The 25,507-nt window shown below is 46.8% G+C and carries 23 protein-coding genes; 15 read left to right on the top strand and 8 right to left on the bottom strand.

Annotation, left to right across the window (positions count from 1 at the left end; translation table 11 throughout):
- The first annotated feature begins 7 nt into the window (after positions 1 to 7).
- The 7 genes from VP472_RS03150 to VP472_RS03180 all read left to right on the top strand — a co-directional run bounded on the left by VP472_RS03150 (position 8) and on the right by VP472_RS03180 (position 6,568).
- On the top strand, positions 8 to 1,384 hold the full coding sequence (locus VP472_RS03150; protein WP_070082688.1) for an MFS transporter: 1,377 nt from the start codon (positions 8 to 10) through the stop codon (positions 1,382 to 1,384).
- A 101-nt stretch (positions 1,385 to 1,485) separates the two neighbouring features.
- The gene (locus VP472_RS03155; protein ID WP_060674424.1) at positions 1,486 to 2,448 is read left to right on the top strand and encodes a carbohydrate kinase family protein; all 963 of its coding nucleotides are present in this window, start codon (positions 1,486 to 1,488) and stop codon (positions 2,446 to 2,448) included.
- Between the two features lie 133 nt (positions 2,449 to 2,581).
- Positions 2,582 to 2,899, top strand: coding sequence for a YjdJ family protein (locus tag VP472_RS03160; RefSeq protein WP_146276241.1), 318 nt, complete (start codon positions 2,582 to 2,584; stop codon positions 2,897 to 2,899).
- 114 nt (positions 2,900 to 3,013) lie between these two features.
- Complete coding sequence (locus VP472_RS03165) at positions 3,014 to 3,700, top strand: PspA/IM30 family protein (RefSeq protein ID WP_025853951.1); 687 nt, start codon at positions 3,014 to 3,016, stop codon at positions 3,698 to 3,700.
- 50 nt (positions 3,701 to 3,750) lie between these two features.
- Positions 3,751 to 4,776, top strand: coding sequence for a TFIIB-type zinc ribbon-containing protein (locus VP472_RS03170; RefSeq protein ID WP_146276243.1), 1,026 nt, complete (start codon positions 3,751 to 3,753; stop codon positions 4,774 to 4,776).
- Complete coding sequence (locus VP472_RS03175) at positions 4,776 to 5,537, top strand: TPM domain-containing protein (protein WP_039062723.1); 762 nt, start codon at positions 4,776 to 4,778, stop codon at positions 5,535 to 5,537. The genes VP472_RS03170 and VP472_RS03175 overlap by 1 nt, the downstream gene beginning before the upstream one ends.
- A gap of 26 nt (positions 5,538 to 5,563) precedes the next feature.
- Positions 5,564 to 6,568: an SPFH domain-containing protein gene (locus VP472_RS03180; RefSeq protein WP_146276245.1), complete on the top strand. Its 1,005-nt coding sequence runs from the start codon at positions 5,564 to 5,566 to the stop codon at positions 6,566 to 6,568.
- A gap of 42 nt (positions 6,569 to 6,610) precedes the next feature.
- On the opposite strand, the gene VP472_RS03185 is transcribed toward VP472_RS03180, so the two are convergent.
- The 4 genes from VP472_RS03185 to VP472_RS03200 form a co-directional block, all read right to left on the bottom strand.
- Complete coding sequence (locus tag VP472_RS03185) at positions 6,611 to 8,542, bottom strand: acyltransferase family protein (protein ID WP_146276247.1); 1,932 nt, start codon at positions 8,540 to 8,542, stop codon at positions 6,611 to 6,613.
- A 271-nt stretch (positions 8,543 to 8,813) separates the two neighbouring features.
- Positions 8,814 to 9,674: an anti-sigma-V factor RsiV gene (gene rsiV, locus VP472_RS03190; RefSeq protein WP_146276249.1), complete on the bottom strand. Its 861-nt coding sequence runs from the start codon at positions 9,672 to 9,674 to the stop codon at positions 8,814 to 8,816.
- The gene (locus VP472_RS03195; RefSeq protein WP_003155802.1) at positions 9,674 to 10,171 is read right to left on the bottom strand and encodes an RNA polymerase sigma factor SigV; all 498 of its coding nucleotides are present in this window, start codon (positions 10,169 to 10,171) and stop codon (positions 9,674 to 9,676) included. Before VP472_RS03195 ends, rsiV begins: the two co-directional genes overlap by 1 nt.
- A 188-nt stretch (positions 10,172 to 10,359) precedes the next feature.
- Positions 10,360 to 11,400: a 2,3-butanediol dehydrogenase gene (locus VP472_RS03200; RefSeq protein WP_007408876.1), complete on the bottom strand. Its 1,041-nt coding sequence runs from the start codon at positions 11,398 to 11,400 to the stop codon at positions 10,360 to 10,362.
- 359 nt (positions 11,401 to 11,759) lie between these two features.
- Between VP472_RS03200 and VP472_RS03205 the strand changes: the two genes are divergently transcribed.
- On the top strand, positions 11,760 to 12,128 hold the full coding sequence (locus VP472_RS03205; protein ID WP_007408877.1) for an RlpA-like double-psi beta-barrel domain-containing protein: 369 nt from the start codon (positions 11,760 to 11,762) through the stop codon (positions 12,126 to 12,128).
- 65 nt (positions 12,129 to 12,193) lie between these two features.
- Positions 12,194 to 13,240, top strand: a complete 1,047-nt coding sequence (locus VP472_RS03210; protein WP_101562784.1) for a TolB family protein — start codon at positions 12,194 to 12,196, stop codon at positions 13,238 to 13,240.
- Between the two features lie 30 nt (positions 13,241 to 13,270).
- Here VP472_RS03210 and VP472_RS03215 read toward each other — a convergent pair whose 3' ends face one another.
- The 4 genes from VP472_RS03215 to gabP all read right to left on the bottom strand — a co-directional run bounded on the left by VP472_RS03215 (position 13,271) and on the right by gabP (position 16,978).
- Positions 13,271 to 13,429 (bottom strand): hypothetical protein, encoded by a 159-nt coding sequence (locus VP472_RS03215; RefSeq protein ID WP_003155794.1) that lies wholly within the window; start codon positions 13,427 to 13,429, stop codon positions 13,271 to 13,273.
- Positions 13,430 to 13,527: 98 nt separating this feature from the next.
- Positions 13,528 to 13,737, bottom strand: coding sequence for a cold-shock protein (locus VP472_RS03220; protein ID WP_007408879.1), 210 nt, complete (start codon positions 13,735 to 13,737; stop codon positions 13,528 to 13,530).
- Between the two features lie 208 nt (positions 13,738 to 13,945).
- Positions 13,946 to 15,484: an outer spore coat copper-dependent laccase CotA gene (gene cotA / locus VP472_RS03225; protein WP_153986647.1), complete on the bottom strand. Its 1,539-nt coding sequence runs from the start codon at positions 15,482 to 15,484 to the stop codon at positions 13,946 to 13,948.
- A gap of 108 nt (positions 15,485 to 15,592) precedes the next feature.
- On the bottom strand, positions 15,593 to 16,978 hold the full coding sequence (gene gabP, locus VP472_RS03230; RefSeq protein ID WP_012116987.1) for a GABA permease: 1,386 nt from the start codon (positions 16,976 to 16,978) through the stop codon (positions 15,593 to 15,595).
- Positions 16,979 to 17,314: 336 nt separating this feature from the next.
- Between gabP and VP472_RS03235 the strand changes: the two genes are divergently transcribed.
- The 6 genes from VP472_RS03235 (at position 17,315) to VP472_RS03260 (ending at position 25,437) form a co-directional block, all read left to right on the top strand.
- On the top strand, positions 17,315 to 18,277 hold the full coding sequence (locus VP472_RS03235; protein WP_146276253.1) for an AAA family ATPase: 963 nt from the start codon (positions 17,315 to 17,317) through the stop codon (positions 18,275 to 18,277).
- Positions 18,277 to 19,446: a DUF58 domain-containing protein gene (locus VP472_RS03240; RefSeq protein ID WP_146276255.1), complete on the top strand. Its 1,170-nt coding sequence runs from the start codon at positions 18,277 to 18,279 to the stop codon at positions 19,444 to 19,446. Before VP472_RS03235 ends, VP472_RS03240 begins: the two co-directional genes overlap by 1 nt.
- 18 nt (positions 19,447 to 19,464) lie before the next feature.
- Entirely contained in the window at positions 19,465 to 21,672 is a 2,208-nt protein-coding gene (locus VP472_RS03245) for a DUF4129 domain-containing transglutaminase family protein (protein ID WP_146276258.1), read from the top strand.
- A gap of 163 nt (positions 21,673 to 21,835) precedes the next feature.
- On the top strand, positions 21,836 to 23,377 hold the full coding sequence (gene guaA, locus VP472_RS03250; RefSeq protein ID WP_146276260.1) for a glutamine-hydrolyzing GMP synthase: 1,542 nt from the start codon (positions 21,836 to 21,838) through the stop codon (positions 23,375 to 23,377).
- A gap of 102 nt (positions 23,378 to 23,479) precedes the next feature.
- A complete protein-coding gene (locus tag VP472_RS03255; protein WP_146276262.1) occupies positions 23,480 to 24,013 on the top strand; it encodes a sigma-70 family RNA polymerase sigma factor in 534 nt (177 codons plus the stop codon).
- Positions 23,995 to 25,437, top strand: a complete 1,443-nt coding sequence (locus VP472_RS03260) for a DUF4179 domain-containing protein (RefSeq protein WP_101562790.1) — start codon at positions 23,995 to 23,997, stop codon at positions 25,435 to 25,437. Before VP472_RS03255 ends, VP472_RS03260 begins: the two co-directional genes overlap by 19 nt.
- The last annotated feature ends 70 nt before the right edge of the window (positions 25,438 to 25,507 follow it).

The following is a 25,507-nucleotide window of genomic DNA, read 5'->3' on the forward strand; positions in this document are numbered from 1 at the left end:
GGAAATGATGATTGAAACAGAAAAAGCAGCGGCAGTAAAGACGAAACATCGCGGCCTGTCCTGGATGGAACGGATCGGCTACGGATTCGGCGATATGTCGTACAATATTATCTTTCAGTTTGTAAACGCATACTTATTATTCTACTATACAGATGTCGGCGGCATTAAGCCTGCGGTCATCGCAGCTTTGTTTCTTATCGTAAGGGTGCTGGACGCTATTTTTGACCCGATTATGGGCGTGATTCTAGACAAGACGAATACAAGATGGGGAAAGGCAAGGCCGTATCTTTTGTGGGTGGCGTTTCCTTTTGCGTTATTTACGTTCTTATGCTTTACGACTCCTCATTTCGGCGAGACGGGGAACATGGTTTATGCGTACATCACTTATATTCTGCTTGGGATGTCCTTCAGCATGCAGACGATTCCGGTCAACAGCTTAACGGGTCGGATGACGAATTCCGTGGAGGAACGGACGGTTCTGACGACGACCCGGATGATTTTGGTTTATATCGGAATTCTGTTGTCGATTTCCTGTGCGACCCCGCTTGCGGATGCCATCGGCGGGAAAGATCAGGCGTTTGGATTTCAGATGACGGCGCTTATCTACGCGGCGGTGAGCATCGCGTTGAATCTGTTCAGTTTCTTTACTGTGCGGGAGCGGATTCAGCCTGAAAAAAGAAAAAAACAAGGAATGAAAAAAACGTTGTCTGTTTTATTCCGAAACAAGCCTTTGCTCATTTTGGTTTCTGCATTTTTGGCGTTTGCGATTGGGTTTAACATTAAGCTCAGCACGATGGTGTACTATTTTACGTATAACGTCAACCATAAGGAATTTGTGTTTTTAGGAACCGTGTTGTTTTTCGGCGCCGCGCTGATCAGCAATCTGTTTATTCCTTTCTTTTCTGAGAAGCGGGGCCGGAAGCAGGTCATGATCATCACGGCGGCGTTATCGCTGATTTCTTATGCGGGCCTTCAGTTTACATCGTATTCCTCCATTCCCCTTATTTTCTTTTGGCTTTTCGTTTCGGGATTTTTCACGACGCCTTTAAATACACTTGCTTGGGGAATGGTTGCCGATTGTGTCGATTATGCGGAATGGAAAACCGGAGTCCGGGCTGATGGCGTGGTGATTTCGAGCATGAGTTTCATCAATAAGCTCGGAGTTGCGTTAGCCGGGTCATTTTCGGCCGTTTATCTCGGAATCGCCGGGTATGCCGCGAATACCGATCAGACCGCCTCGTCATTGACTGCGATTAAAAATATGAATGCGCTCATTCCGGGATTGTTCATTCTGCTGTCTATTATTCTTATTTCTTTTTATCCTTTAACTGAAAAGAAATATCAGCAGATGATGTCTGATCTGGAGCAAAGGGCTGCAAGATGAGTATACGTAAAATTTAAAATATTCTATGTAAACGGTTGTATTTATGACTGAAAGCACTATACTGAAACTATAATCGAGAATTGATAAATGAGTGTGATAATGTGGGAAGCCAATCTGTTATTTGTATTGGAGAATTGTTAATTGATTTCTTTTGTACCGATGTGGATGTTGATTTGACGGAAGGGCGCAATTTCTTAAAAAGTGCCGGCGGCGCACCGGCGAATGTGTCGGCAGCCATTGCTAAGCTGGGCGGAGACGCGGCTTTCAGCGGAAAAACAGGCAAAGATCCGTTCGGGTATTTTCTGAAGCAGACATTGGACGCCGTACACGTCGATACCTCTATGCTCGTCATGGATGAGAAAGCGCCTACCACGCTTGCGTTTGTTTCATTAAAACAAAATGGGGAGCGCGACTTTGTGTTTAACAGAGGAGCGGACGCTTTGTTTACGCTGGATGATATTGATCTGGAAAAGGTAAACGATGCGAAAATCCTTCATTTCGGATCAGCGACGGCATTGTTATCTGATCCGTTTTGCTCGGCCTATTTACGGCTGATGTCGATTGCGAAAGACAATGGACAGTTTATTTCCTTCGATCCTAACTATCGTGAGGATTTATGGAAAGGAAGAGTTTCAGAGTTTATAAACACCGCAAAAAAAGCCATTGCCGTAAGTGATTTTGTGAAAGTCAGTGACGAAGAGCTTGAGATCATCAGCGGTGCGAAGGATCATAAAGAAGGCGTTGCGGTTCTTCATGAGCTCGGGGCCGGTATTGTGGCGGTGACACTCGGGAAAAGCGGCACCCTTCTTTCAAATGGGAAGGATATTGACGTCATTCCGAGCATTCCGGTGACATCAATAGACTCAACGGGAGCGGGAGATGCGTTTGTCGGCGCGGCGCTGTATCAGCTGGCGCGCACGGCTGAGATTCAGACGGCAGCCGAAGATTTTGCGAAGCTGCGTGATATTGTCTCATTTGCCAATAAGGTGGGGGCGCTCGTGTGCACCAAAATCGGTGCGATTGATGCTTTGCCGAGCTTAAAAGAGGTTGAAGTATCACTGTAAAGTATGGAGGATGTTTCTTGAAAGTCATCGGACTTCGGGAAGCATCCTCTTTATTTAGGTCTGAAACCCTTTTCGATATACGGTATACTTTAGAAAGGCATCCAGTAAATTGAACCGCGGAGGAATGTTTTTTATGAAACATGTTTTTCTTATTGTGCAATGCGCGTTTTCTGTTTTTTGTTTTCTTTGTCTCGCCGCTGTCAATTGGTATCAGGGGAGTGAGCTTGTTTCTGATTCGTTTGATTGGAATGATACGGCTAAATTCTCAAAGCTTTTGAATGGGACGGATACGATTACAAGTCCGGAACAGATTTCGCAGCTGGATTTCTTTGTGTATGCTGCGAAGCATTATCCGTTAGTGAGCGGGTTGATGATCGGGCTGTTTGTTTATTTTTTGTTCTCACTGTATCTGCTCGTGAAGAATTTCCGCCGGCACAAATGGGCTGGGTGAGACTATTTTCATATAAAAATACATAAATTCATGAGAAAATGAAACCTTTTTCGAAAAAAACAGTATATATAACTGTGAACTTGTTACTATTTAATTTTGGGAGGAAAATGAAAAATGAGTATTTTAGGAAGATTTAAAGACATTATGTCAAGCAATATCAATGCGCTGCTGGATAAAGCTGAAAACCCTGAAAAAATGGTTGATCAATATTTACGGAATCTGAACAGTGATTTAGGAAAAGTGAAAGCGGAGACAGCTTCTGTCATGGCTGAGGAACAGCGGGCGAAAAGAGCATTAACGGAATGCCAGGCTGATGCCGAAAAGATGGAAAGTTATGCGATGAAAGCGTTGCAGGCCGGCAATGAAGCCGATGCGCGGACATTTTTGGAAAGGAAAACGGCTGTTGAATCAAGACTGACTGAACTGCAAACGGCTTATCAGCTCGCTTCTTCCAACGCGTCTCAAATGCGCAAAATGCATGACAAGCTTGTCGCTGATATCGGAGAGCTTGAGTCGCGAAGAAATGCCATCAAAGCGAAGTGGTCTGTGGCAAAAACGCAGGAGAGAATGAACAAATTGGGGTCCTCTGTGTCAAATGCGGGTCAATCGCTGACAGCTTTCGGCAGAATGGAAGACAAGGTCAACCGGGCGCTTGATCACGCCAATGCGATGGCTGAGCTGAACGCGTCTCCGAAAGACGATATTGACGAGCTGACGGCTAAATATGACAGCAATCAAAGCAGTGTCGATGATGAATTGGCGGCGCTTAAGCAGAAAATGCTTTTCAGTAAAGATCAATAGACAGCGGGCTGCAGTTTTGTCCGATATAAAGAGAAAGTGAGAGAAACAGAATGATCATTTCTTATAAATGCCCGAACTGCGGCGATGATATGGTCTTTGACAGTTCATCCGGCACGCTGACATGTCACAGCTGCGGGCGGCAGGATCAGATTGAAAGCCTGCCAAAAGAGTATATAACGACGAGATTTTCCGAAAATGAGGCGAACGAGTACCGCTGTGAGAACTGCGGCGCAGTATTAATGACTGAGGCGGAAACGACGGCCACGACGTGCGGGTTTTGCGGAGGAGCCGCTGTTCTCGCCGACCGATTATCGGGAAATCTCGCGCCTTCGATGGTGATTCCTTTTACGATCAGTAAAGAAGAGGCCATGAGCGCTTTTAAAAAGTGGTGCCGAAACGGCCGTCTGACACCGAAAGGATTTATGACTGCCGATCGGGTGAAGAGCATAACCGGCATGTACGTGCCGTTTTGGATGTTTGACTTAAACAGCAAGGTTCAGGTCAATGCCGTTTGTACGAGAGTGCATCACTATGAAGATGGAGAATACCGGGTGACGGAGACCGAGTATTACAACGCGTACCGCGATATCAATCTTGATTATCTCAAAATTCCGGTCGACGCTTCAGAAAAAATGAATGATGAATTAATGGACAAATTGGAGCCTTACGCTTACAGTGAGCTGAAGGAGTTTAATACGGCCTATTTAGCGGGATATATAGCGGAAAAGTACAATTATACCGATGACGATCTCTTTCCGCGGGCGAAGGATAAAATCAGCCATTATATTGATTCTTATATCAGATCCACCTTCTCCGGGTATACGACGGCTGACATTACGGATGAGCAGATTCAGACCGATAAAATCAGCAGCTTTTACGTACTGCTTCCGGTCTGGATGGTCAGCTACGACTATGAGCGGGCTGAGCACATTTTTGCGATGAACGGGCAAACGGGCAAGGTTGTCGGCAAACCGCCGATCAGTGCCGGAAAAGTGGCCGCGTGGTTCGGCGGCATAACTGCCGGTGCGTTTTTAGCATTAAGACTCGTCTCACTTATGATAGGAGGCGGTTTTTAATGAAAGTATCGATGAAAAAAGCGTGTCTCTTCTGCTTCGTCCTTTTTCTGATGCTGTCTTTTTCTTTACATACATCGGCGTCTGCCGCGGAACAGAAGCAATATGTTTATGACAATGCTCATTTATTAACGAAGGATGAAACGAAGAAACTTGAGGAATTGGCCGGGAAGCTGGGAGAAAAGCGCCATACCGATTTTATCATTCTTACCGCAAACGGAACGGGCGGTAAGGAGATCGAACAGTATGCCGGTGATTTTTATGACAGTCATTTTAGCGGAAGCACGGCGATATTGACTATTGATATGAAGGATCGGGAAGTATTTCTCTCCGGGTATAAAAAGGCGGAGACGTATTTGAACAGCAGCCGGCTGAATACGATCAGAAATACGATCTCGTCAGATATTTCCGCAGGCCATTATGAAAAGGCGTTTCAGACCTACATCAAGATGGCTTATAAAGATATGGGGAAAAGTCCGGACGACAAGTCTGACAATCTGCTGCTCACATGGTGGTTTCAGCTGATTATCGCTGCAGCCGCGGCCGGAATCGCCGTCACCGTGATGGTGTACAATTCCGGCGGCAAGGTCACCGTCACCGGCAGCACGTATATGGATCACGATACGTCTGAAGTGCTGAGCCAGCATGACACATATATCCGGACCGACATTACAAGAGAAAAAAAGCCAGATAAAGATAATGACAATGACGGCGGAGTCACGAGGGGCGGCACGAGTTACAGCGGAAGCAAGGGAAGTTTTTAATTTATATGTAAAGGATTTGAGCATACATGGGTTTTTTCAGAAATCAGTTAGCAAATGTGGTGGAATGGGAAGAATTCAGAGACGACATGGTTTTCTATAAATGGAACAACCGTGAAATTAAAAAAGGCAGCCGTCTGATCATCCGGCCGGGACAGGATGCCATCTTTTTATACAACGGGAAGATTGAAGGGATTTTCCGTGATGACGGCGATTATGATATCGAATCAGAAATTATTCCGTTTCTATCGACACTAAAAGGGTTTAAGTTTGGCTTTAACAGCGGCATGCGGGCGGAAGTGCTGTTTGTGAATACGAAGGAGTTCACCGTGAAGTGGGGCACAAAAAACGCCATCAACATTCCGGCGGCAGGAATGCCGGGCGGTATGCCGATCCGCGCAAACGGCACATTTAACTTCAAGGTCATTGACTACATCGGATTGATTGATAAGATTGCGGGTGTCAAAGACAGCTATTTAGTGGAGGACATTAAAATCCGGATTACGTCTATTCTCGATCAGCTTTTGATGAAATGGATCACCAGAGAAGGAAAAGACATGTTCAATCTGCAGTCGAATTCATTTGAAATCGGAAAAGGGATTCAAGAAGATCTTGATATGCAGCTGATCGGAGACGGCATGTCGATTACGGGCTTCAATATTATGAGCTTTAACTATCCGCAGGAAGTTCAGGATATGATTACGAAAAACGCTTCTTACGGCATGGTGGGGGATGTGAACCGCTATCAGCAGATTTCCATGACGGACGGAATGTCATCCGGCAAAATGAGCGGAAGCGGCGCCGCCTCAGACATGGCGGGCATGATGATGGGAATGAATGTGGCAAATCAAATGATGAACCAAATGAATCAAAATCAGCAGAACCAGCCGCAGCAAGATCAAAGTCAGCAGGATCAGGGGACGGCGCCGGCAAACAGCTCGGAAGGAGCGGCTAAGCCGAAATTCTGTCCGAACTGCGGAACGAAAACGGAAGGCGCGAATTTTTGCCCGAATTGCGGACAGAAACTTGCCTGATGATATACGAAAAAGAGGCCTTTTTGGGGCCTCTTTTTTTTGTCATGATTTCATTGTTTGAACGATGAGGGATGTCAGTGCTTTTGATCCCTCAGGTATGAGATGGACGCCGTCCGGTGTGAAGTATTCAGGGTGCTGCAATGCTTTTGCGTGCCAATCGACAAGCGTCACATTTTTGCGTGACTCGGCCTGCCAGCGCAATGATTCGTTTACTTTGCTTTCCCACTGCCGCGGTACACGCGTGTTGACAAGATAGATATCGGCTTTTGAAAAGGAGCTGATCAGTGATTCAATTTGGCTGTTTGTGAAATAGCCATTCGTCCCTAACTCGATGATGACCGCTTTGTTCGGCTGATTAAATGACGCATATTCCGAAGTGAGCTGGAGTGCTTGAGAGACTTGTCTTCCTACCTTTCCGTCGATGGTGACATGGGGGAGGGACTGCCGCAGGTATGACGCAATGTCCAGCATCACCGAGTCACCGATGGCCAGCACGTCTTGCTGAGGCTGTGCTTGTTTTGGATCAGCCGTTTTTTGAGATGACCGTTCCTTTTTCTCGTCGTTTTTCTTCGTATCTGATTTGTCTGCTGGTTCTTTCTTGTTTTTGTCTGACGCGGTATTCGTTCTTTCGCCGCCGTGTTTTTTCTTGCTGTCTTCTTCTTTTGCAGGCTGATCGTGATCGGCCGTTTTGTGCGAAGAGGCGGCGGTTTCTTGCTGATCATTCTGCGCGTACGTCCATTGCGGCTGTTTTTTCTCTTCGGCTATCCCTGACAGCCCGCCCGCAAATACGAGAATGGCGGCAAGAATGAGGCCGAGCGACATTCTGCTGATGACAGAGGACGTCTTCCATTCCAGAAAGCGGTTCAGAAACACGCGGCGTAAAAATGGCCGGAAGCCCGCAGTGCGGATCGGCTGTTCAATGAAATGGTAAGATAGCTCGGCAAGAATGAAAGTGGCGCCGATTCTGACGGCGCAGTGCCAATAAACCGGATTTCCGATTTCCTGCACGGGTGTGCTCAGTACGAAAACCGGGTAATGCCAAAGGTAGATTCCGTATGATCTCGTTCCGATCCAGCGAAGCGGCTTCCATGAAAGGACATGTCCCAAAAAGCTGCTCGGATGGCATAAACATGCGACAAGAACCGCTGCGGTGATGCTGATCAAAAGCATGCCGCCCTTGTACAGGAAGGGTTCATATTCATCCGTGTAAAAGACGCAAAGCAGCAGCGCGGCAAAAGCGGCAAGCTCCGTCCCGTGAAGCAGGTGTTTCATGCTGCTCGGCAGCCGTTTGGAAGATAATCGTTTCATCGGCCACACTAAAGCTAAAGCGCAGCCGATCAGCAATTCAAATGACCGGGTATCCGTCCCGTAATAAACGCGGCTCGGATCTCCGCCGGGCACATACATCATACTCATTACGACTGCCGAACATAACGCGATAAACATGACCGCGGCCGCAAGCCGGGCCCGTGTTTTACATATGTACATTCCCGCAAGCAGCAGGAAGGGCCATATGATATAAAACTGTTCTTCAATCGCCAGCGACCAAAGGTTTTTTAATGGCGAAGGGGAGCCGAAGCTGTCGAAATAAGAAAGTTGATGAAAGATAAACCACCAATTGCTTATGTAAAAAAGTGAGGAGACCGCATCTCCGCGTACGGTATGCAGGAGCTCGCTGTTAAACAATACGACCCAAATGACCGTCGTGATAATCATGAGATAAGCCGCCGGCAGAAGCCGTCTGATCCGGCGCACCCAAAAATCACGCAAATCAAGGGTGATGGCATTGCCTTGGGCAGGCAATATAATAGATGTAATTAAATACCCCGATAAAACAAAAAAGATATCAACACCAATGAAACCGCCGTCGGCCCAGTTAAAATTCAGATGATATGCGATAACTGCGAGGACGGCAAAGGCGCGAAGTCCATCCAGTCCGGGAATATAGCGGTGATGCAGTGACTTGTCTGACATGGTATTCCTCCAATAATGTGTGCGGAAATTCTCGCTGTTTTGCGGATAGCTATAGCTGATTTCTGTACAGTCTTCCATTTGTTCCGTTAATTAGACGCATTCGGAAGGGGATTTTGTTTCAAAAAAAATGTATGAAATGCTGTGATTTTCTTAAACTTTTCAGTCCCCGTCCGGCGTCTGTTATATGAAAAGGGTCCCTTATGCATCTTGGCTGTTGCGGGACGAAAGAAAAAATCCATGATCTGCGGATATCATGGATTTTTTTCTTTCTTTATCTGATGTAGCGGTGTCCGACAAGCAGCTTGGAGATGACGGAGGTCGGTATTGTAAACTCTGTAACGCCCATATATCCGGGTGCCGCTTCGTATTCATCAAATGAAATAACAAGTTTGTGCTTATCTGTAATATAAAAATTCTGGTCGGCGCGGATGGCTTTAAAAGGCTCCGTCATATCATCTTCTTCGACCCAGTATATTTTATTCGGATCTTCTTTCATCTGTTTTTTCATTTGTTCTTTAATATTTTCGCTGATGACTTTAATATAACGGTCATCTTTAAATAAACTCTTTAACGTAAGCACGGCCTCATTCTTTTTATCAATCGTGATGTAACGGCTTTGCGTATAAGATGAAGCTTGCGTTTTTTCGATATCACGGCGGATTGAGATCAGATCCGCTGTGTCAGTAACGGTTTCATAATCGCTGTAAATACTGAGGTGGCCTTTTTTGCTTTTTGAGGTCGCCTTCATAAATTCCTGATACAGCTCTTTGCTTTCTTTCATATAATGCCGGTTGATGCTGTCTTCGAGTTTATGATCGGAAAGTCCGGACAGAGCGGGCGTTTTCACATCAATGCTTGATTGGTTCTTTTCTTCCTTCATCTCCACGAATGTGATGGCTTGGACGACTTTGCCGATGACGGGGATTTTAGACATGGCTTGTGCGGCATCCGGGTTGATATTGACAACGGCGGTAAATAAGACGGCCGCAGCGACTGCCGCGGATGTCGGCCACATCACGATTCGTTTTTTCTTCGGTTTTTGCTGAAGGGCTTTTTCGACAATGCTGTCCAGTTCCTTAGGAATGGGCACACTTTTATACTCTTCTCTTAATTGTTCTAATCTCTTTTCCATTAAGAAAGATCCTCCTTCGTCAGCTGAATGCGCATGAGCTTCAGCCCCCTGTAAAGGCGTGTTTTGACGGTGTTGATGTTTTCCCCCGTGATGTCCGCGATTTCTTCTAATTTCAGGTCTTCAAAGAAACGCAGAATGATAATGGTTTTATATTGATGCGGCAGGTCATCAAGCGCTTCGTGAAGGTCTGTGTCTTTGTAGTGATCTTCCTTTCCGCGGCTTAAAAACTCGATCGTTTCATCGTCCATCACTTTCAGTTTTTTCTGTTTGCGGAGAAAATCAATGGCCGTGCGCACTAAAATTTTATAAAACCAGCTTTTGATCACATCGGGGTTTTTGACGGATTCGACCGATGTCAGCGCTTTTTGAATTGATTCCTGAACAATATCTAACGCGTCATCCTTGTTCTTTACGTAACTGTACGCAAGCCGGTAAAAGTCTTCCTTGCGCTCAGTTATGCACGTCACAAGCGACGCTTTGGCTGTTTCGTTCTTCATTGCTTCAAAGGGCTCCTTTTTAAAAAATACGTATCATAGGCTGCTGCCTAAGGATAGACGGGACAGGGTGAAAAATAGTTTGCGCAGAGGGGATCATTTTTAAAAGGAAAAGGAAGGAAAGACGATGAGATGAAAAAAAGAGCCGGAACGGCTCTTTTTCGGATGTGTCTGATATTCAGCTGAACGGTTTAGTTCGGTTTGACTAAGATTTTTACTTGGTTTTTCTCTTTGATTAAAGCGCCGAAGCCTTCTTCAATCAGATCGTCGAGCACGATTTTTTTCGTGACGAGCTTATCTGCTGAGAAGTAGCCCTCTTTCATCAGTGCAAGAACGGAAGGGAAGATGTCACGGTATCCGATAATGCCTTTTACGGTCCGTTCTTTGATGACGATATCGTTCGGATGAATTTCCGCTCCTTTTTCCCAGATGCTGACGATAACCGTTTCACCGGCAATGTTTGTTGACTGGATCGCCTGGCGGAGAACGACAGGAACGCCTGTTACTTCATAAGAAACATCAACGCCGCCGTTTGTGCGTTTAGCGATTTCTTCAACGACATCGTCCGTTTTTGACGGATCAATGATGATAGCGCCGAGTTCTTTCGCTTTTTCCTGACGTTCCGGTGAAAGTTCAACCGCGTAAATATCTGTGGCGCCGGCCGCTTTCAGGGCTTCAATCACAAGCAGCCCGATCGGTCCGCAGCCAAAAACTGCCGCCTTGTCGCCCGCTTTTAATTTGCTTTGGCGGACGGCGTAAAGCGCTACCGCTGACGGCTCAACAAGCGCGCCCTGTTCGTAAGAAAGCTCTTCAGGAAGCTTAAACAGCAATTCTTCGTCAACGGATACATATTCAGAAAATCCGCCGCCGCCTCCGGCTAAGCCTAAGAATCCCATTTGTTCATCAAGGTTATAGGCTCCCTGATGTCCGTGTGTGGCAAAAATCGGTTCCACGACGACACGGTCGCCGACGCTGTAATTTTTGACGCCTTCGCCCACTTCCACGACTTCTCCTGAGAATTCGTGACCCATCGTGACGGGCGCCATTTCGTTTGTTAACGGATGAGGTTTGCCGACCGGAATAAAGATCGGGCCTCCCAAATATTCATGAAGGTCGCTTCCGCAAATCCCGCACCATTTGACTTTAATTTTGACTTTACCCGGTTCTGCTTTAGGTTCATCAATGTTTTCGATTCGAATGTCTTTTTGATTGTGCCATCTTGCCGCTTTCATTGATTATCACTCCTAGTCTGATTGAAACGAGTATAGGTACATGATCAATATGAACCACGGTTAAAAGGAATAAAGTGCTTCCTAAAGCCTGATTTCTCAAAATATATCATATTATGCAACTATCAATAGGCCTTATAAAAAGTCCATATTGAATGCAGAAATACTCTATGAATATTATAACGCTAATGAATTAAATTTTGTAGTATAATTTACCATGGAATTATATAGAACAGGTAATTGTGCCGTCGTTATGTGCATGTCTCATCACGTTGTAATGAACATGTAAAGTGATTGAAATATTATAATCGTCTTCTTGGTGTATAATTTTGCCTAGAATAAAGAATCAGGAGGACGAAAGCTTGAAGAAGTTATTCTTAGCCTTATTGATTTTAGCAGGAAGCACGCTGGGAGCGATCAGTTACTCTTCTGATGCAAGTGCTAAAAAAGTGAACGGAAATATTACATGGTATAATGGAGTCGGTAAAAAAGGATCTTCCGGTAAAAAACTGGGACACTGGGATTGCGCGACAAAATTAGGATTTGACGTTCCGAGAAACGGAACGAAAATCAGAGCTTATGCGAAAGCAAAACCGAAAAAGGTTATCACAGTATACAAAAATGATGTAGGCCGTCTGCCGAATGCCGTGTTGGATGTCAGCCCGAAAGCGTTCAAAGCGCTCGGATATCCATTAAGCAAAGGAAGAGTATCCGGACACTACAGCTATTAAAATAGACCATCTTAAAAAGCAAGGACTCTGATTCTTGCTTTTTCTGATTGACGGAGAGATTGATAATGAAGAAGAAACGATGGATCTGGATGTTGCTGGCCGCCGTTTTGGCGGCGGCGGTCATCGCGTCCGTTTTACTGATTAAAGGAAAAAGCGACGGCGGCGGAAAAGCTGTTGTCTCCGGCGGCCATGACAAGCTGCTAGTTTCCATTACAGACAAAGATCTGATGACGAAATATTACGAGGACGGCCGCGTGCTGTACGAGGAAAAGCTTTCGGCATATCCGGCGTTTGCACTCGATGACGCCCATCAGGTGCTCTATTTTGTCGGGAATAATGACCAAAATGAGATGCGTCTTTATAAGCTTGATCTGAAGACGAAAAAGAAGACGGTGCTTTATAAAGGAACGGCAAGCGCTGACAGTCTGTTTTTATCAAAGGATCTGACGCACATTTATTTCCGTCTCGGAAAAGCGGATGAAGATATTTTCCGTCTCGCATCTTTTGATTTGAAAACGAAACGTTATGAAAATCTGTATCCTGCCGCTGATGAGAAAGACGACAGTGTAAGCAGCTTCTTTTATAACCGCAGCCAAAACGATTTTGCGCTTCTGCATTATTCCGTCAAAGAGGATTATCAAAAAACGGATGAGGCAAATGAGAAGGGGATTGACCCTGAACCGACGAATATCCGGTTTGCAGCAGGAGCGGGCGAACACCTTCAGGACCTGACAAACCTTGAACAGTTTATCAGCGGCGTGGCGGTGTCACCGGACGGTAAGAACCTTGTCTTTACATCTTATACACAAAAAGGGACGGAACAAAAAGCGTCCATCCGTCTGATGAATGTCAAAACGAAAAAAGATGAAACGATTATCTCAAACGGGAAGGACTTCGCTCCGCTGATTGATGCCCAGCCTCAGTTTTCTAAAGACGGCAGCATCATTTATTTCATGGCGGAAGCAAAAGGCGCTAAGCGTCTGAAGGATGAAACGGGGCGGAATGCGAAGGTCCGGACCATTTATGCTTATCATTTGGATACGAAAAAATGCGAAAAAGTCTGGGAAAATGACAACGGCATTATCAATAGTTTTTCCGTCATCCAATCATGAAAAAAACACTCAGCGCCCGCTGGGTGTTTTTTAATGAACAAAGCTGGCTGCGGCTGAGGCGAGCCATTTGAAAAAACGGAGAATCGGAACGGCAAAATGAAGCGTTTCGATGAATGACTGTGCGGCAAGGTTCATTTTCCGCCGTTTTGCCATTTCCTTCAGATCTTTCTGCTGCCGATCGTTTTTCATGTTCATTGCTCCTTTGCATCGTAAAAGGACATGATAACGCAAAGGCCTCTCATGAGACATGGAGGCCTTCTCTATGTTGAGACTCGTAAAAGGGAGGTCTAACTTGATGCCGTTTGATTATTGTTTTGGAGATTTACCAACGAACGGACGCCGTCGATCATTTTACTGCCGCAAAGGGGGCAAGTCGGGGTATCACTGCCGGCAAAATTCTTTCTGCTCCAGCCGATACAGTCCTCTTTTGTGCATTCCCACGTACTGACATCTTCTTTAGGCAGCGGTTCCTGATTACGTTTGTTGTAGTAAGACATAAAGTCACTTCTTCCCTTATGAATTTTCGTGCACTCCTTCATTGTCTCATACTTTTCCCTAATCTCCTAATTCCTTTTTCTATCCAGATTTCCAATGAGGGTGCATCGTCTTCCTGTTATTACAGTATATGCAAATAAGCGCCTTCTTATTTTTTATTTTTGGATAAATGAAAAAAGCCCCTTCTGGAGAAAAGGGGGAGATGTTTGTTTACTGCTTATCCGTGACGTCCATCGGTCTCATCATGTCGTAATCTTCGTGCTCTAGAATATGACAGTGCCATACGTAGCGTCCGCTGTAAGGAGCGAAAGTCGCCGCGATTCTGATGACTTCCCCCGAGTGCGCCTGCACGGTGTCTTTCCAGCCTTTTTCACTTGGAGGAGGCGGGACGGCGGGGCCTGTATACACAATGTCGCCGAATTTGTTATAACGCTCTAAGTCAAAAGGACGCCGGTCAAGGATTTGGAAGGAAACAAGGTGCAGGTGTATCGGATGGGTTCCCCCCATCGGATTGATAATCGACCAGATTTCCGTTGCGCCGAGCTTCGGCGCTTCTGTCACAGGATCATGCCATCGCTTGTTATTCAGCGTCAAAACGGGCCGGCCGTATTTGTCTTGCGTATTTGTGAGTTTAAGCGTCCTGATATTGTGTATTCTTTTTGATGTCACATTAGGCATTGTTGAAAGATATTTAGGCTTCCGGCTTGTGTCTTCTCCCTTCAGCGGTTTTGTGACGCGGAATTGCATCACATTGGCGTCTGTATCCGGATCGACGTCGCCCCCGCAGCCGGTGCCGTTCGTTAAAATGATATGTTCCCCGTCAAAGGCGGAGAAATCGATGAGCACATCATACCGCTCTGCCGGGGCTAAGCTGATAGATTGTGTTTTGACAGAGCGGGGAAGCAGTCCGCCGTCAGAACCGATTTGGATAAACTTCCCGCCGTTATTGAGCGAGAGAGAAAATGTTCTCGTATTGGAAGCATTAAGGATGCGGAAACGATATGTCCGCGGTTCAACTTCCATATACGGCCACGCTTTACCATTGACGAGAATGGTATTTCCGCAAAAAAACGGGACGATGGAAGGGTCGGGCAGCGTTTCGGAAGGGTTAGCAGGTCCGCTCGGATAAGACAAGGAACCGTCGTCATTTAACGTGCGGTCCAAAATCATAAGCGGTACGTCGTACTCTCCGGAGGGAAGCTTCAGCTGCTTTTCTTTTCGCTCGCGGATGATATACATCCCGGCAAGCCCGGCGTACACATTGAGCCTCGTAATCGCCATGGCGTGATCGTGATACCATAACAGAGCCCCGCGCTGTTTGTTTGGATAATGGTATACCTCTTTCTCAAAATAAGGACCCGTTTCCTTAAAATCCTTTGTGAACCAGGCTTCCGGGTAGCCGTCGCTGTCCGGCGGCGTTGCTCCTCCGTGTAAATGGACGACGGTTTTGACATCGGGTTCCTGATGGCCGCTTTCTGAATGGTGAATGGTATGATCCACGGGCAGAAAATGCTTATCCGGCAGGTCATTCATCCATTTAATATAGATGTTTTCATCTTTGTTCACGTCGATCGTCGGGCCGGGAAACAAACCGTTATACCCCCAAAGCCGGGTCGGCGGGAGATCGCGGTGCAGCTTGTGAAAGCATTCCTTCATGGTGACTTCATAATACGTGCTGCCGTCTGATTTCTTCTGCGGCTGGAGTGTTTCGATAATCGGCAGTTCATCTGCAAATTTTTCTAGTGCCATTTTTCATCCTGTCCTTATCATTTATTGAAATCCTGTACTACAGTTAATGCTGCCTGGAACAGGTTGGTTAAAAAAACACCCGCCCTTTTTTGAGGGGGGTGTCTGCGGTTATTGCGCAACCCGGCTTTCGGAAGCGCTCTCTTTCGGTTTTTGTTTTTTGCGGAATACATATGAGGCAAGTACCAGCAGAGTAATAAATCCTGTCAGCAGAAATTCAGACCGCATTGAACTGATAAACAGCATAGATAACAAGATGGCGCAAATGGCGATGATCGTCAGGTAGGTTAAGTACGGATAAAACCACATTTTGATTTTAAGAGATTCAGGGTTTGTCCGTTCGATTTTCTTTCTCATTCTCAGATGTGAGACGGCGATGACGAGATAGACGAGCAGTGCGATCGCCCCTGATGAATTGACCAGGAACAAAAATACGGAGTCGGGAGAAAAGTAGTTCATAACAACGGCAATGTAGGAGAAAAAGGTGCCGGCGATAATGGCTTGAACCGGTACGCCTCTTTTACTCAGTTTCATAAAACGCCGCGGCGCTTCATTTCGCTCTGCCAGTGAATACAGCATCCGTGACGTCGTATAAAGCCCGGAGTTCAGGCAGGACAGAACGGCTGTCAGGACGATGAAATTCATGATTTGAGCGGCTGCGGGAACCCCGATATGGCTCAAAACGGCAACGAAGGGGCTTTCCAAAATATTGGCTGAATCCCACGGCAGCAGTGTGACCACAACCGCAATGGAGCCGACGTAAAAAATAATGATCCGCCAAACGACTGAGCGGGTCGCCTTTGTGACGGATTCGACCGGATTTGACGTTTCTCCCGCTGCGATTGCGACGATTTCAGATCCCATGAAAGAAAAAATGACAACGACGATGCCGAGCAGTACGGAACTCGGACCTTTAGGGAAAAATCCGCCGCTGCCCGCCAGATTTTCCAGCCCGACCGGTTTGCTGCCGGGGACGATTCCGAAAATGAACGCAAATCCCGCGATTAAGAAGACAACGATCGTCGCTACCTTCACTAAGGAAAGCCAGTATTCAAATTCGCCGAACGATTTAACTGAATAAATATTCGTCAGTGTTAACAGCACGGTCAGAAGCAGACTCGTCAGCCATAACGGAATGCCCGGGAACCAGTACTGTATGATTCCGGCGCCTGCAATGGCTTCAATGGCAATGACGATGACCCAGAAAAACCAATACAGCCATCCGATCGTAAAACCGGCCCAAGGACCGATGGCGTCATGCGCGTACTGTGAAAACGAACCGCTTGTCGGGTTGACGGAGGACATTTCCCCCAGCATTCTCATAATAAAAATCACTAATAATCCTGCTAAAGCGTAGGAGACAATCGCTCCGGGTCCGGTGGAATGAATGACGGATCCGCTTCCGACAAATAATCCGGCGCCGATCACGCCGGCAATTGAAATCATGGTCATATGCCGGGTTTTTAATCCCTTAGATAAAGAGTTAGGCTGATTCATTCTTTGCCTCCTTTTGGTTTGTTTATGCTGAATATTCCGACAAGTATTATTCTATCATAAATGCTATAGACAGTTGAAAATGATGTAAGAAAATATGACATTTTTTTCGCATTCGTACAGCAGAAGGCGCCGGGATGAAAGAGGAACATGCCATTGACCATTCACACGTTCATATGGAGCCTCTCAAGCTGAAATAAAGCTTCCTTTCTAAAGGGAGCTTTTTTCCTTTTTCGGACTGGAAACAATTCGCTGGAAACGTTTTTTTATACTGTTTATATTTTGTGGTAAAGTTAGGTTACGATAATTGAAATTTGAGAGATGACTAGGAGGAGAAGAATGGCTTATAAAGAAGAGCTGCTTCCGCTGCTGGAGAAAGCCGTTGAGCATATTGAAAACATCATCATAGGAAAACGGGATATCGCCATACTCAGTCTGGCCGCCATTCTCGCAAAAGGGCATGTGCTGCTGGAAGACGTGCCGGGAGTCGGAAAAACGATGATGGTCCGGGCTTTGGCCAAGCTGATAGGAGCTGACTTTAAGAGGATTCAGTTCACGCCGGATCTTCTGCCGTCAGATGTGACGGGTGTCTCTATTTATAATACGAAAACAATGGAATTTGAATACCGCCCGGGACCGATCATGGGGAATATCGTGCTGGCTGATGAAATTAACAGAACCTCTCCGAAAACGCAGTCTTCCCTGCTTGAGGCGATGGAGGAAGGGAATGTCACGATTGACGGAAAGACAATGCGGCTGGCTGAGCCGTTTTTCGTCATGGCCACACAAAACCCGGTTGAATATGAAGGAACGTATCCGCTTCCCGAAGCCCAGCTTGACCGGTTTTTATTTAAGCTGCGCATGGGCTACCCGACTGCCGAGGAGGAGCTTCGGGTTCTGTCTTTGCAGGAAGGGCGCAATCCGCTTGAAACAATCGAGCCCGTCATTTCTAAAGAACAGTTTATCAGCCTTCAGCAAAAACTGGAGCAGGTGCGGGTGGATGATGGAATTAAAGCGTACATCGTCGGCATCACTCAGCATACCCGCCGGCATCCGTCCGTACATCTGGGCGTCAGCCCGCGCGGTTCAATTTCATTAATGAAAGCCGCACAGGCGTACGCTCTGCTTCATGACCGCGATTACGTCATTCCTGATGACGTCCAGTATTTAGCTCCGTATACGCTGCCGCACAGAATGATCTTGACCGCCGAGGCGAAATTTAACGATGTGACGGCGGAAGCGGTTATAGAAGACATCATGCAAACGGAAAAAGTTCCCGTTCAAAGGATGTCGGTCCGCTAATGAGAAAGAAGATGCATTGGCTTCTATATGGTTGGAAGCTGCTTATGTTGGCCGTACTGACGGCGGCTGTCTTTTCTTATGCCATGTTTCAGGGCGGATTTGTGAGCTGGTTTTTATTTTATGCGTTTTTGCCGTTTACCGTTTACGCCGGGCTGGTCGCTGTGTACCCGCTGCGGGCGTTTCAGGTGACGCGTGACGTGTCCTCCGCCCAGTTAACCTCAGGCGACAGGCTGTCTGTCACCATCAGGCTGACGAGGCGCCTGCCGTTTCCGCTGACATATATGGTCATTGAAGATGTGATGCCGGAAACGCTTGGTGAGAGGCGCAGTGCGAAACAGCTTGTGTTTCCGTGGTTTCAAAGGAAGCTGATGTTACAATATGAGCTGCCGCAGGTGCCGCGCGGAGAGCATCATTTACATACGATCAGAGTGCGGACGGGAGATGTTCTCGGGCTTTTGGACAAGACGGCGTCGTTTTCCGTAACGGATACGGTTCTGGTTTTCCCGGCGTACGGGCCTGTTCACTATAAGCCGCAGGCTGCATCAGGAGAAGAGGGTGCGGGTGCCGGCGCTCCGTTTCAGGTACACCGCACAGCAATGGCCGCGAGCGTCAGAAATTATCAGCCGGGCGACCGGTTTTCCGCACTTGACTGGAAAACATCGGCGCGGCGAAATGAGCTGATGACGAAGGAATTTGACCCGCTGCAGAGTATGAATATGATTCTCCTTTTGGACTGCAGGCCGTCCCCTTCGTTTGAAGCCGCGGTGTCAGCTTCGGCATCCCTGCTTTACACGGCGCTTGTGAAGGGCTCTCCCGCAGGATTTATTTCATTGGGGAGCGACCGGACTGTATTTCCCGTCCGGGAGGGAGACCGGCATTTCAGAAAGATGCTGCGTTACCTGGCATCAGCTTCAGAATCGGAAGAAGCCGATGAAGGCGGGCGTTTAGGAAAAGAACTGGGTAAAGCTTCCATTGCCGTCGTGACGGGCAGTCTTACAGAAGACCTTCTCAAACAGGCTGAGCCCGGCCGTGCTGACATGACGGTGTTTTTGGCGAAAGAAACGAATGCCGCGCTTTCGGAGAAAGAACGGAAACTCGCTCTCATCTTCGCTCAGAAAAATATTAAGGTGCAAATGATCAGGGACAAACGGGTGTCCCATGTTGTTTAGAAAGAGAGGTGGCGCGCCATGCCGCATGACGAGAACCAGGGAAGCAGGCTGAGTCTGCTGCTGTTTTATTTTCTCGCTTTTTTATTGTTATGGGAATGGCTCAGGCCGCTGCACAATTTTACGGATACAAAACATACCGGTTTTTTCATCGTTTTTATCGGTTTGGCATTTCTGCTGTCATTCTTCCGGATGAGGTGGTACGTCACCGTGCCGTCCTGCATTCTGTTTACGTTGATCAGTATTCACATCCTGTTTTATAAAGGTTCTATTTTTCAGCCGGAATGGCTCGTTTCTTTTTTGCGGGACGTGATGCAAAATGCCCGCCACATCGGGACCGGAAGATGGAATGATATGAATCCGTCATTCCGCACGTTGCTGTTTTTTGTGCTTTTATGGCTGCTCGTGTATTTGCTGCATTACTGGGTGATCTATCAGCGGAAAATATTATTCTTTTTTATCATGACGGTGGCTTATATCACCGTGCTTGATACGTTTACTCCTTATGATGCCGCGTACGCCGTCATCCGGATCGTCTTTATCGGCTTTTTGATGATGGGGCTTTTGTATATGGAGCGCATCAGGCTTACGGAACACATAGCGTTTAAAAAAAGATTGATACTCAAATGGTTTCTGCCGCTGATGCTGTTTATCTGCGCTTCCGTCGTGTTCGGTCTGGCGGCTCCGAAATCAGACCCGAACTGGCCGGATCCCGTGCCGTTTCTAAAAAAAATAACAAACCACAAAGAAGTGCCCGCCGCCGAAAGCAAAATCGGCTACGGCAATCATGATGAAACATTGGGCGGCCCTTTTCAGGAGGATGATACGCCGGTTTTTACATGGAAGGGAAAAGAACGGGCGTACTTCCGGGTGGAAACGAAAGATACATACACCGGAAAAGGCTGGGTGGAGACCGATCAGGGCATGTCCTATAAACTGAACGGCGGCAATGTGGAAGATGTATGGTTTGACCGGAGTGTGCAGACGAGACGGTATACGGCACAGGTGTCCATTGATGAGAATTATCTCTATAATCACGTCATGTATCCGATCGGCGTCTCCAATATTAAACCGAAGCACTCGATTCAGCTTGAAATGAACGGAAACACCGAGCAAATTACGCCGGTCAGTGAACAAGTGGGCAACATCCGCAATATGGGACGGTACACGGTGACTTTTCAGGCGCCCGTCTTTAAGCTGAATGATCTCAGAAAAGTGAAAGTGAAACGATACCGTGAGCAGAATCAATTCAATGACCGGTATTTACAAGTCCCCGACAGCCTTCCGGGAAGAGTGAGACAGCTTGCGGACAGACTGACGCGGGATCATTATAATATGTTCGATAAAGCGAAGGCGATCGAGGATTATCTCGGATCTTCCGCATTTTCGTATAATACACAGGATGTCGCGGTTCCGGAGCACAATCAGGATTATGTCGATCAATTTCTGTTCGAAACGAAAAGAGGATATTGTGATAACTTTTCATCGGCAATGGCCGTGCTGCTCCGCTCTGCGGGAATTCCCGCCCGTTGGGTGAAGGGCTATACATCCGGCGAATATAAAGGGGCAGGCGACCATAACGGCCACATTTATGAAGTCACAAACAACAACGCCCATTCGTGGGTAGAAGTGTATTTTCCCGATCAGGGCTGGGTGACGTTTGAGCCGACAAAAGGCTTCACCAATCCGACGGAGTTTACGTCAGAGCAAAATCATACCGCGGCAAAAGACAGCGGAGGCTCAGCGGGGAATTCGGATTCACCGTCTGACAAGCAGCGTCAGGAAACAAAGCCGGAAAAAGAAGAAACACCGAAAAAGCGGGATCACAGCGCGGCACCGCAGCCTGTGATCCGCAACAAAACCGCGGCACACCTGTGGCCGTATGCAGCCATCGTCATCGTAATTTCAGCCGCGGCGGCACTCGCCTGGCTGTTCCGGGCGCGCTGGATTCCGCACGTTACAGCAGCCAGATTGAAGCGGCGAACGGATGAAGACGTCTTTTTCGACGCATATGCCGCGCTGCTCCGTCAGCTGAAACGAAAAGGTTTCAGCAGGGGAGACGGAGAAACACTCCGCGATTTTGCCGCGAGGATTGACGAGGCGTACCATACAAACGACATGTCCGAGCTGACGCTGCGCTATGAGCGGGCCTTATACCGCAGGGATAATGCCGCAAAGCTTTGGAATGAATCGGGACAGTTGTGGGAAAATATAATTAAAACAAGATAGTCTTGACCGCATATCGTCCTGTTGTTAGAATAAATGAATGTTAAATGGGAGCCCGGGAGCGTTAAAAAGCCGGGCTTCCGGACAAGTCTTGCGCGACAGAGGGCTGAACGTTTGTCCTCCGTTTTTTCTGTGTCAAAAACTTAGAGGAGATTAGGTGACAACCATGACGAAGTTAGTGAATGAAATGATTCTTGTTCTTGATTTCGGCAGTCAGTATAACCAGCTGATTACCCGCCGGATCCGTGAATTTGGCGTATATAGCGAGCTGCACCCCCATACGTTGACAGCTGAGGAAATCAAAGAAATGAATCCAAAAGGAATTATCCTTTCAGGCGGACCGAACAGTGTATATGATGAAGGATCTTTCCGCTGTGACGAAAAAATCTTTGAACTCGATATTCCTGTATTAGGCATCTGCTACGGCATGCAGCTGATGACTCATTATCTCGGAGGAAAAGTCGAGGCGGCAAGCCAGCGCGAATACGGAAAAGCCAACATTCAGATTCAAGGAACTCCTGACTTGTTTAAAGATCTTCCGGCAGAACAAGTTGTCTGGATGAGCCACGGCGATTTGGTTGTAGAAGTTCCAGAGGGCTTCACTGTTGACGCAACAAGCCATCACTGCCCGAATTCAGCGATGAGCAAAGCGGACAAGAATTGGTACGGCGTTCAGTTCCACCCGGAAGTGCGCCACTCTGAATACGGCAATGATCTTCTGAAAAACTTTGTATTCGGCGTTTGCGATTGTGAAGGCAAATGGTCAATGGAAAACTTTATCGAAATCGAAATGCAAAAAATCCGTGAAACAGTCGGAGACAAGCAGGTTCTTTGCGCGCTAAGCGGCGGTGTTGATTCCTCTGTTGTGGCTGCTTTAATTCATAAAGCGATCGGCGACCAGCTGACTTGTATTTTCGTCGATCACGGCCTGCTTCGTAAAGGCGAAGCGGAAGGCGTCATGAAAACGTTCAGCGAAGGCTTTAATATGAATGTCATTAAAGTTGATGCGAAAGACAGATTCTTAAACAAGCTGAAAGGTGTTTCTGATCCAGAGCAAAAACGCAAAATCATCGGCAACGAATTCATTTACGTATTTGATGATGAAGCGGACAAGCTGAAAGGCATCGATTATCTTGCGCAAGGAACGCTTTATACGGATATTATCGAGAGCGGTACTGCAACGGCGCAAACGATCAAATCGCATCACAATGTCGGCGGACTTCCTGAAGATATGCAGTTTGAACTGATCGAGCCGCTGAACACCCTTTTCAAAGACGAAGTGCGCGCGCTTGGCACAGAGCTCGGCCTTCCGGATGATATCGTATGGCGTCAGCCGTTCCCGGGCCCTGGCCTTGGCATCCGCGTACTCGGTGAAGTAACGGAAGAAAAGCTTGAGATCGTTCGTGAATCAGACGCGATTCTTCGTGAAGAAGTGGCGAACCACGGCCTAGAGCGCGACATCTGGCAGTACTTCACGGTTCTTCCTGACATCCGCAGCGTCGGCGTCATGGGAGATGCGAGAACGTATGATTACACAATCGGTATCCGTGCCGTAACATCAATTGACGGCATGACATCTGACTGGGCGCGTATCCCTTGGGATGTGCTTGAAGTGATTTCTACACGGATCGTCAACGAAGTGAAACACATCAACCGCGTCGTGTATGACATTACGAGCAAGCCGCCTGCAACGATTGAGTGGGAATAAATGAAGAAAAAAACGCCTCTTTTTAATAAAGAGGCGTTTTTTTTTATCTTTTTGAAACCGTTTTGCCCTGATTCATATCTAACAGCATAGGAGGTGGATAAGGTGAAGGAAGAACGATTGATCAAAAAGGCGAAAAAAAGTGATGCCTCAGCCTTTGAAAAACTGATCACAGCACACCAGGATACTTTATATAAAACAGCTTATCTCTATTTGCATCACAAAGAAGATACGCTGGACGCAGTGCAGGAAACGGCTTACAAGGCTTTTCTTCATATCGCGCAGCTGAAGGAGCCGAAATATTTTAAAACGTGGCTGATCCGGATTCTGCTTCATACGATTTTTGCGATGAGGAAAAAGCACGGAGACGTCATTCCGTTTGAGCCGCAGCACGATACGCGCGCGGAGAATAAGAACATTGAAGAATACATAGATCTTCGGAATGCTCTGGAAACGCTTGACGAACATATACAGCTGACCATTCAGCTTTATTATTTTCAAGATTTCTCGATTGGTATGATCGCTGAACAGACCGGAATGGCCGAAGGCACTGTAAAAACGCATCTCCACAGGGCGAGAAAAGCATTGAAGCAGGAGCTGGAAAAGGAGGATAAACACATATGGAAAAGCATCAAATGAAGCAATTGTATCAGAACATTGACGTGCCGAAAGCTGAATTGAAAAACGTGATACACAGCGCTGCTGTCCGTGCCGGAAAAGAAGGCGCCGTCAGACGGAGATGGGGACGAAAAGTGATAAACGGCCTTGCGGTTGCTGCTGCTTTGTTTATTCTGTATCTGTCCTCAGGCTTGTTCATGCCCTCCGTTAATACGGCTATGGGAAACATTCCTGTTGCCGGACAAATTTACAGTCTGTTTCAGGATAAGGCAGGTTCTGCGCTGTTTAAAAGCAATTTGGTGACAAAACTGAACGAAAAAGCGGAATCACGCGGAATCACGGTGACAGTGAAAAGTGTGTATTACGACAGCGGACAGCTCGTTTATAACTTTATCGTTGATAATTTGAAATCAGATGAGGAGAGCATCTCTTTTCAAGTTGATTATAAAGATCCACGGAATATGTTAGCAGAGGATTATGACAGCAGTGATATGAAAAAAATGAAAGACGGGCGGTACGCGGGGCAGCTTCGCCTGTTCACGGACGGCTCAAAGCTGAAAGACGGTGATAAGCTTCCGCTTGTCATTACACAAATCAAGGATATCCCTGGAAACTGGCGCTTTACACTTCCGATCAAAAAACAAAAGTCCGTTTCTCTTGAAGGAACGAAAGCTGTGAATGTAAATCACGGATTATACCGTTTTTTCGATATCCGGGCGGAAAACGGAACGATGGGATCGGCTCTCCTGTATTCTATCGACTTCTATGATGCAGCTAAAAATGATACCATCTCGATTGACGAAGCAACGGATGATGCTGGAAACCATTATGAAATGACGATGTCGAATATTGAACTTGGCGGCAGGAAGAATCTTCCCGGCGGCGGGAAAAGAATACGCGGCCAAACTCAATTCAGCAAACCGATAGACCCGAAAGCGAAAACACTTTTCATAACGGGTAATTTAAAATCAGAATCAGAGCCGGGAGAAATCGTGCCTCTGAAAACAAAACTGCCCGTCAGTTATAAAACGAAACATCATCATGTCGGCATTACCATCAAAAAGATCAAACAGCAAGACAGACGGGTAATTGTCGATTATCAATTCAGCGGAATTGATGTAAGCAAGGCGGATGAAGATCAGCTGATGAATGTCGGTGAATCAATCGGTCTCGGCAATACGAAAAAAATGAAAACTTGGCCATCGCTTAATGAGTATGAAAAAGGCTATTATCTGAAAGGGAATAAGGCGAAAGTCACGAATCTTAAAACGGGTGAAATGGAATCCGTTTTTGAATTGGATGATTCATCCGATAAAGACTATTCATTGCGCGATTTCTCATTCGATTCATATGCTTTGTACGTCAATCAAACGGTTATGAACTTGCTGGCGGATGACAAGGGGATCACATTCGCGGTGCCGGTTCGGCCTGCGGACGGAAAATAATGCCGGGAAGGCGGCTTTTGCCGTCTTCCATTTTTGGTCAATTAACGAATAAACCAAATTTTTTTAACGG

The sequence above is a fragment of the Bacillus sp. MT(2024) genome, assembly GCF_036362845.1.
Classification (GTDB): Bacteria; Bacillota; Bacilli; order Bacillales; family Bacillaceae; genus Bacillus; species Bacillus velezensis.

Coding starts and splice junctions, on each gene's coding strand:
- VP472_RS03160 (WP_146276241.1), top strand. CDS start 2,582: ATGAAACATGTTTTTCTTATTGTGCAATGCGCGTTTTCTGTTTTTTGT.
- VP472_RS03240 (WP_146276255.1), top strand. CDS start 18,277: ATGAGAAAGAAGATGCATTGGCTTCTATATGGTTGGAAGCTGCTTATG.
- cotA (WP_153986647.1), bottom strand. CDS start 15,484: ATGGCACTAGAAAAATTTGCAGATGAACTGCCGATTATCGAAACACTC.
- VP472_RS03200 (WP_007408876.1), bottom strand. CDS start 11,400: ATGAAAGCGGCAAGATGGCACAATCAAAAAGACATTCGAATCGAAAAC.
- VP472_RS03235 (WP_146276253.1), top strand. CDS start 17,315: ATGGCTTATAAAGAAGAGCTGCTTCCGCTGCTGGAGAAAGCCGTTGAG.
- VP472_RS03165 (WP_025853951.1), top strand. CDS start 3,014: ATGAGTATTTTAGGAAGATTTAAAGACATTATGTCAAGCAATATCAAT.
- VP472_RS03210 (WP_101562784.1), top strand. CDS start 12,194: ATGAAGAAGAAACGATGGATCTGGATGTTGCTGGCCGCCGTTTTGGCG.
- rsiV (WP_146276249.1), bottom strand. CDS start 9,674: ATGGAAAAGAGATTAGAACAATTAAGAGAAGAGTATAAAAGTGTGCCC.
- VP472_RS03170 (WP_146276243.1), top strand. CDS start 3,751: ATGATCATTTCTTATAAATGCCCGAACTGCGGCGATGATATGGTCTTT.
- VP472_RS03245 (WP_146276258.1), top strand. CDS start 19,465: ATGCCGCATGACGAGAACCAGGGAAGCAGGCTGAGTCTGCTGCTGTTT.
- VP472_RS03185 (WP_146276247.1), bottom strand. CDS start 8,542: ATGTCAGACAAGTCACTGCATCACCGCTATATTCCCGGACTGGATGGA.
- VP472_RS03195 (WP_003155802.1), bottom strand. CDS start 10,171: ATGAAGAACGAAACAGCCAAAGCGTCGCTTGTGACGTGCATAACTGAG.
- guaA (WP_146276260.1), top strand. CDS start 21,836: ATGACGAAGTTAGTGAATGAAATGATTCTTGTTCTTGATTTCGGCAGT.
- VP472_RS03150 (WP_070082688.1), top strand. CDS start 8: ATGATTGAAACAGAAAAAGCAGCGGCAGTAAAGACGAAACATCGCGGC.
- VP472_RS03220 (WP_007408879.1), bottom strand. CDS start 13,737: ATGTCTTACTACAACAAACGTAATCAGGAACCGCTGCCTAAAGAAGAT.
- VP472_RS03260 (WP_101562790.1), top strand. CDS start 23,995: ATGGAAAAGCATCAAATGAAGCAATTGTATCAGAACATTGACGTGCCG.
- VP472_RS03175 (WP_039062723.1), top strand. CDS start 4,776: ATGAAAGTATCGATGAAAAAAGCGTGTCTCTTCTGCTTCGTCCTTTTT.
- VP472_RS03215 (WP_003155794.1), bottom strand. CDS start 13,429: ATGAAAAACGATCGGCAGCAGAAAGATCTGAAGGAAATGGCAAAACGG.
- gabP (WP_012116987.1), bottom strand. CDS start 16,978: ATGAATCAGCCTAACTCTTTATCTAAGGGATTAAAAACCCGGCATATG.
- VP472_RS03180 (WP_146276245.1), top strand. CDS start 5,564: ATGGGTTTTTTCAGAAATCAGTTAGCAAATGTGGTGGAATGGGAAGAA.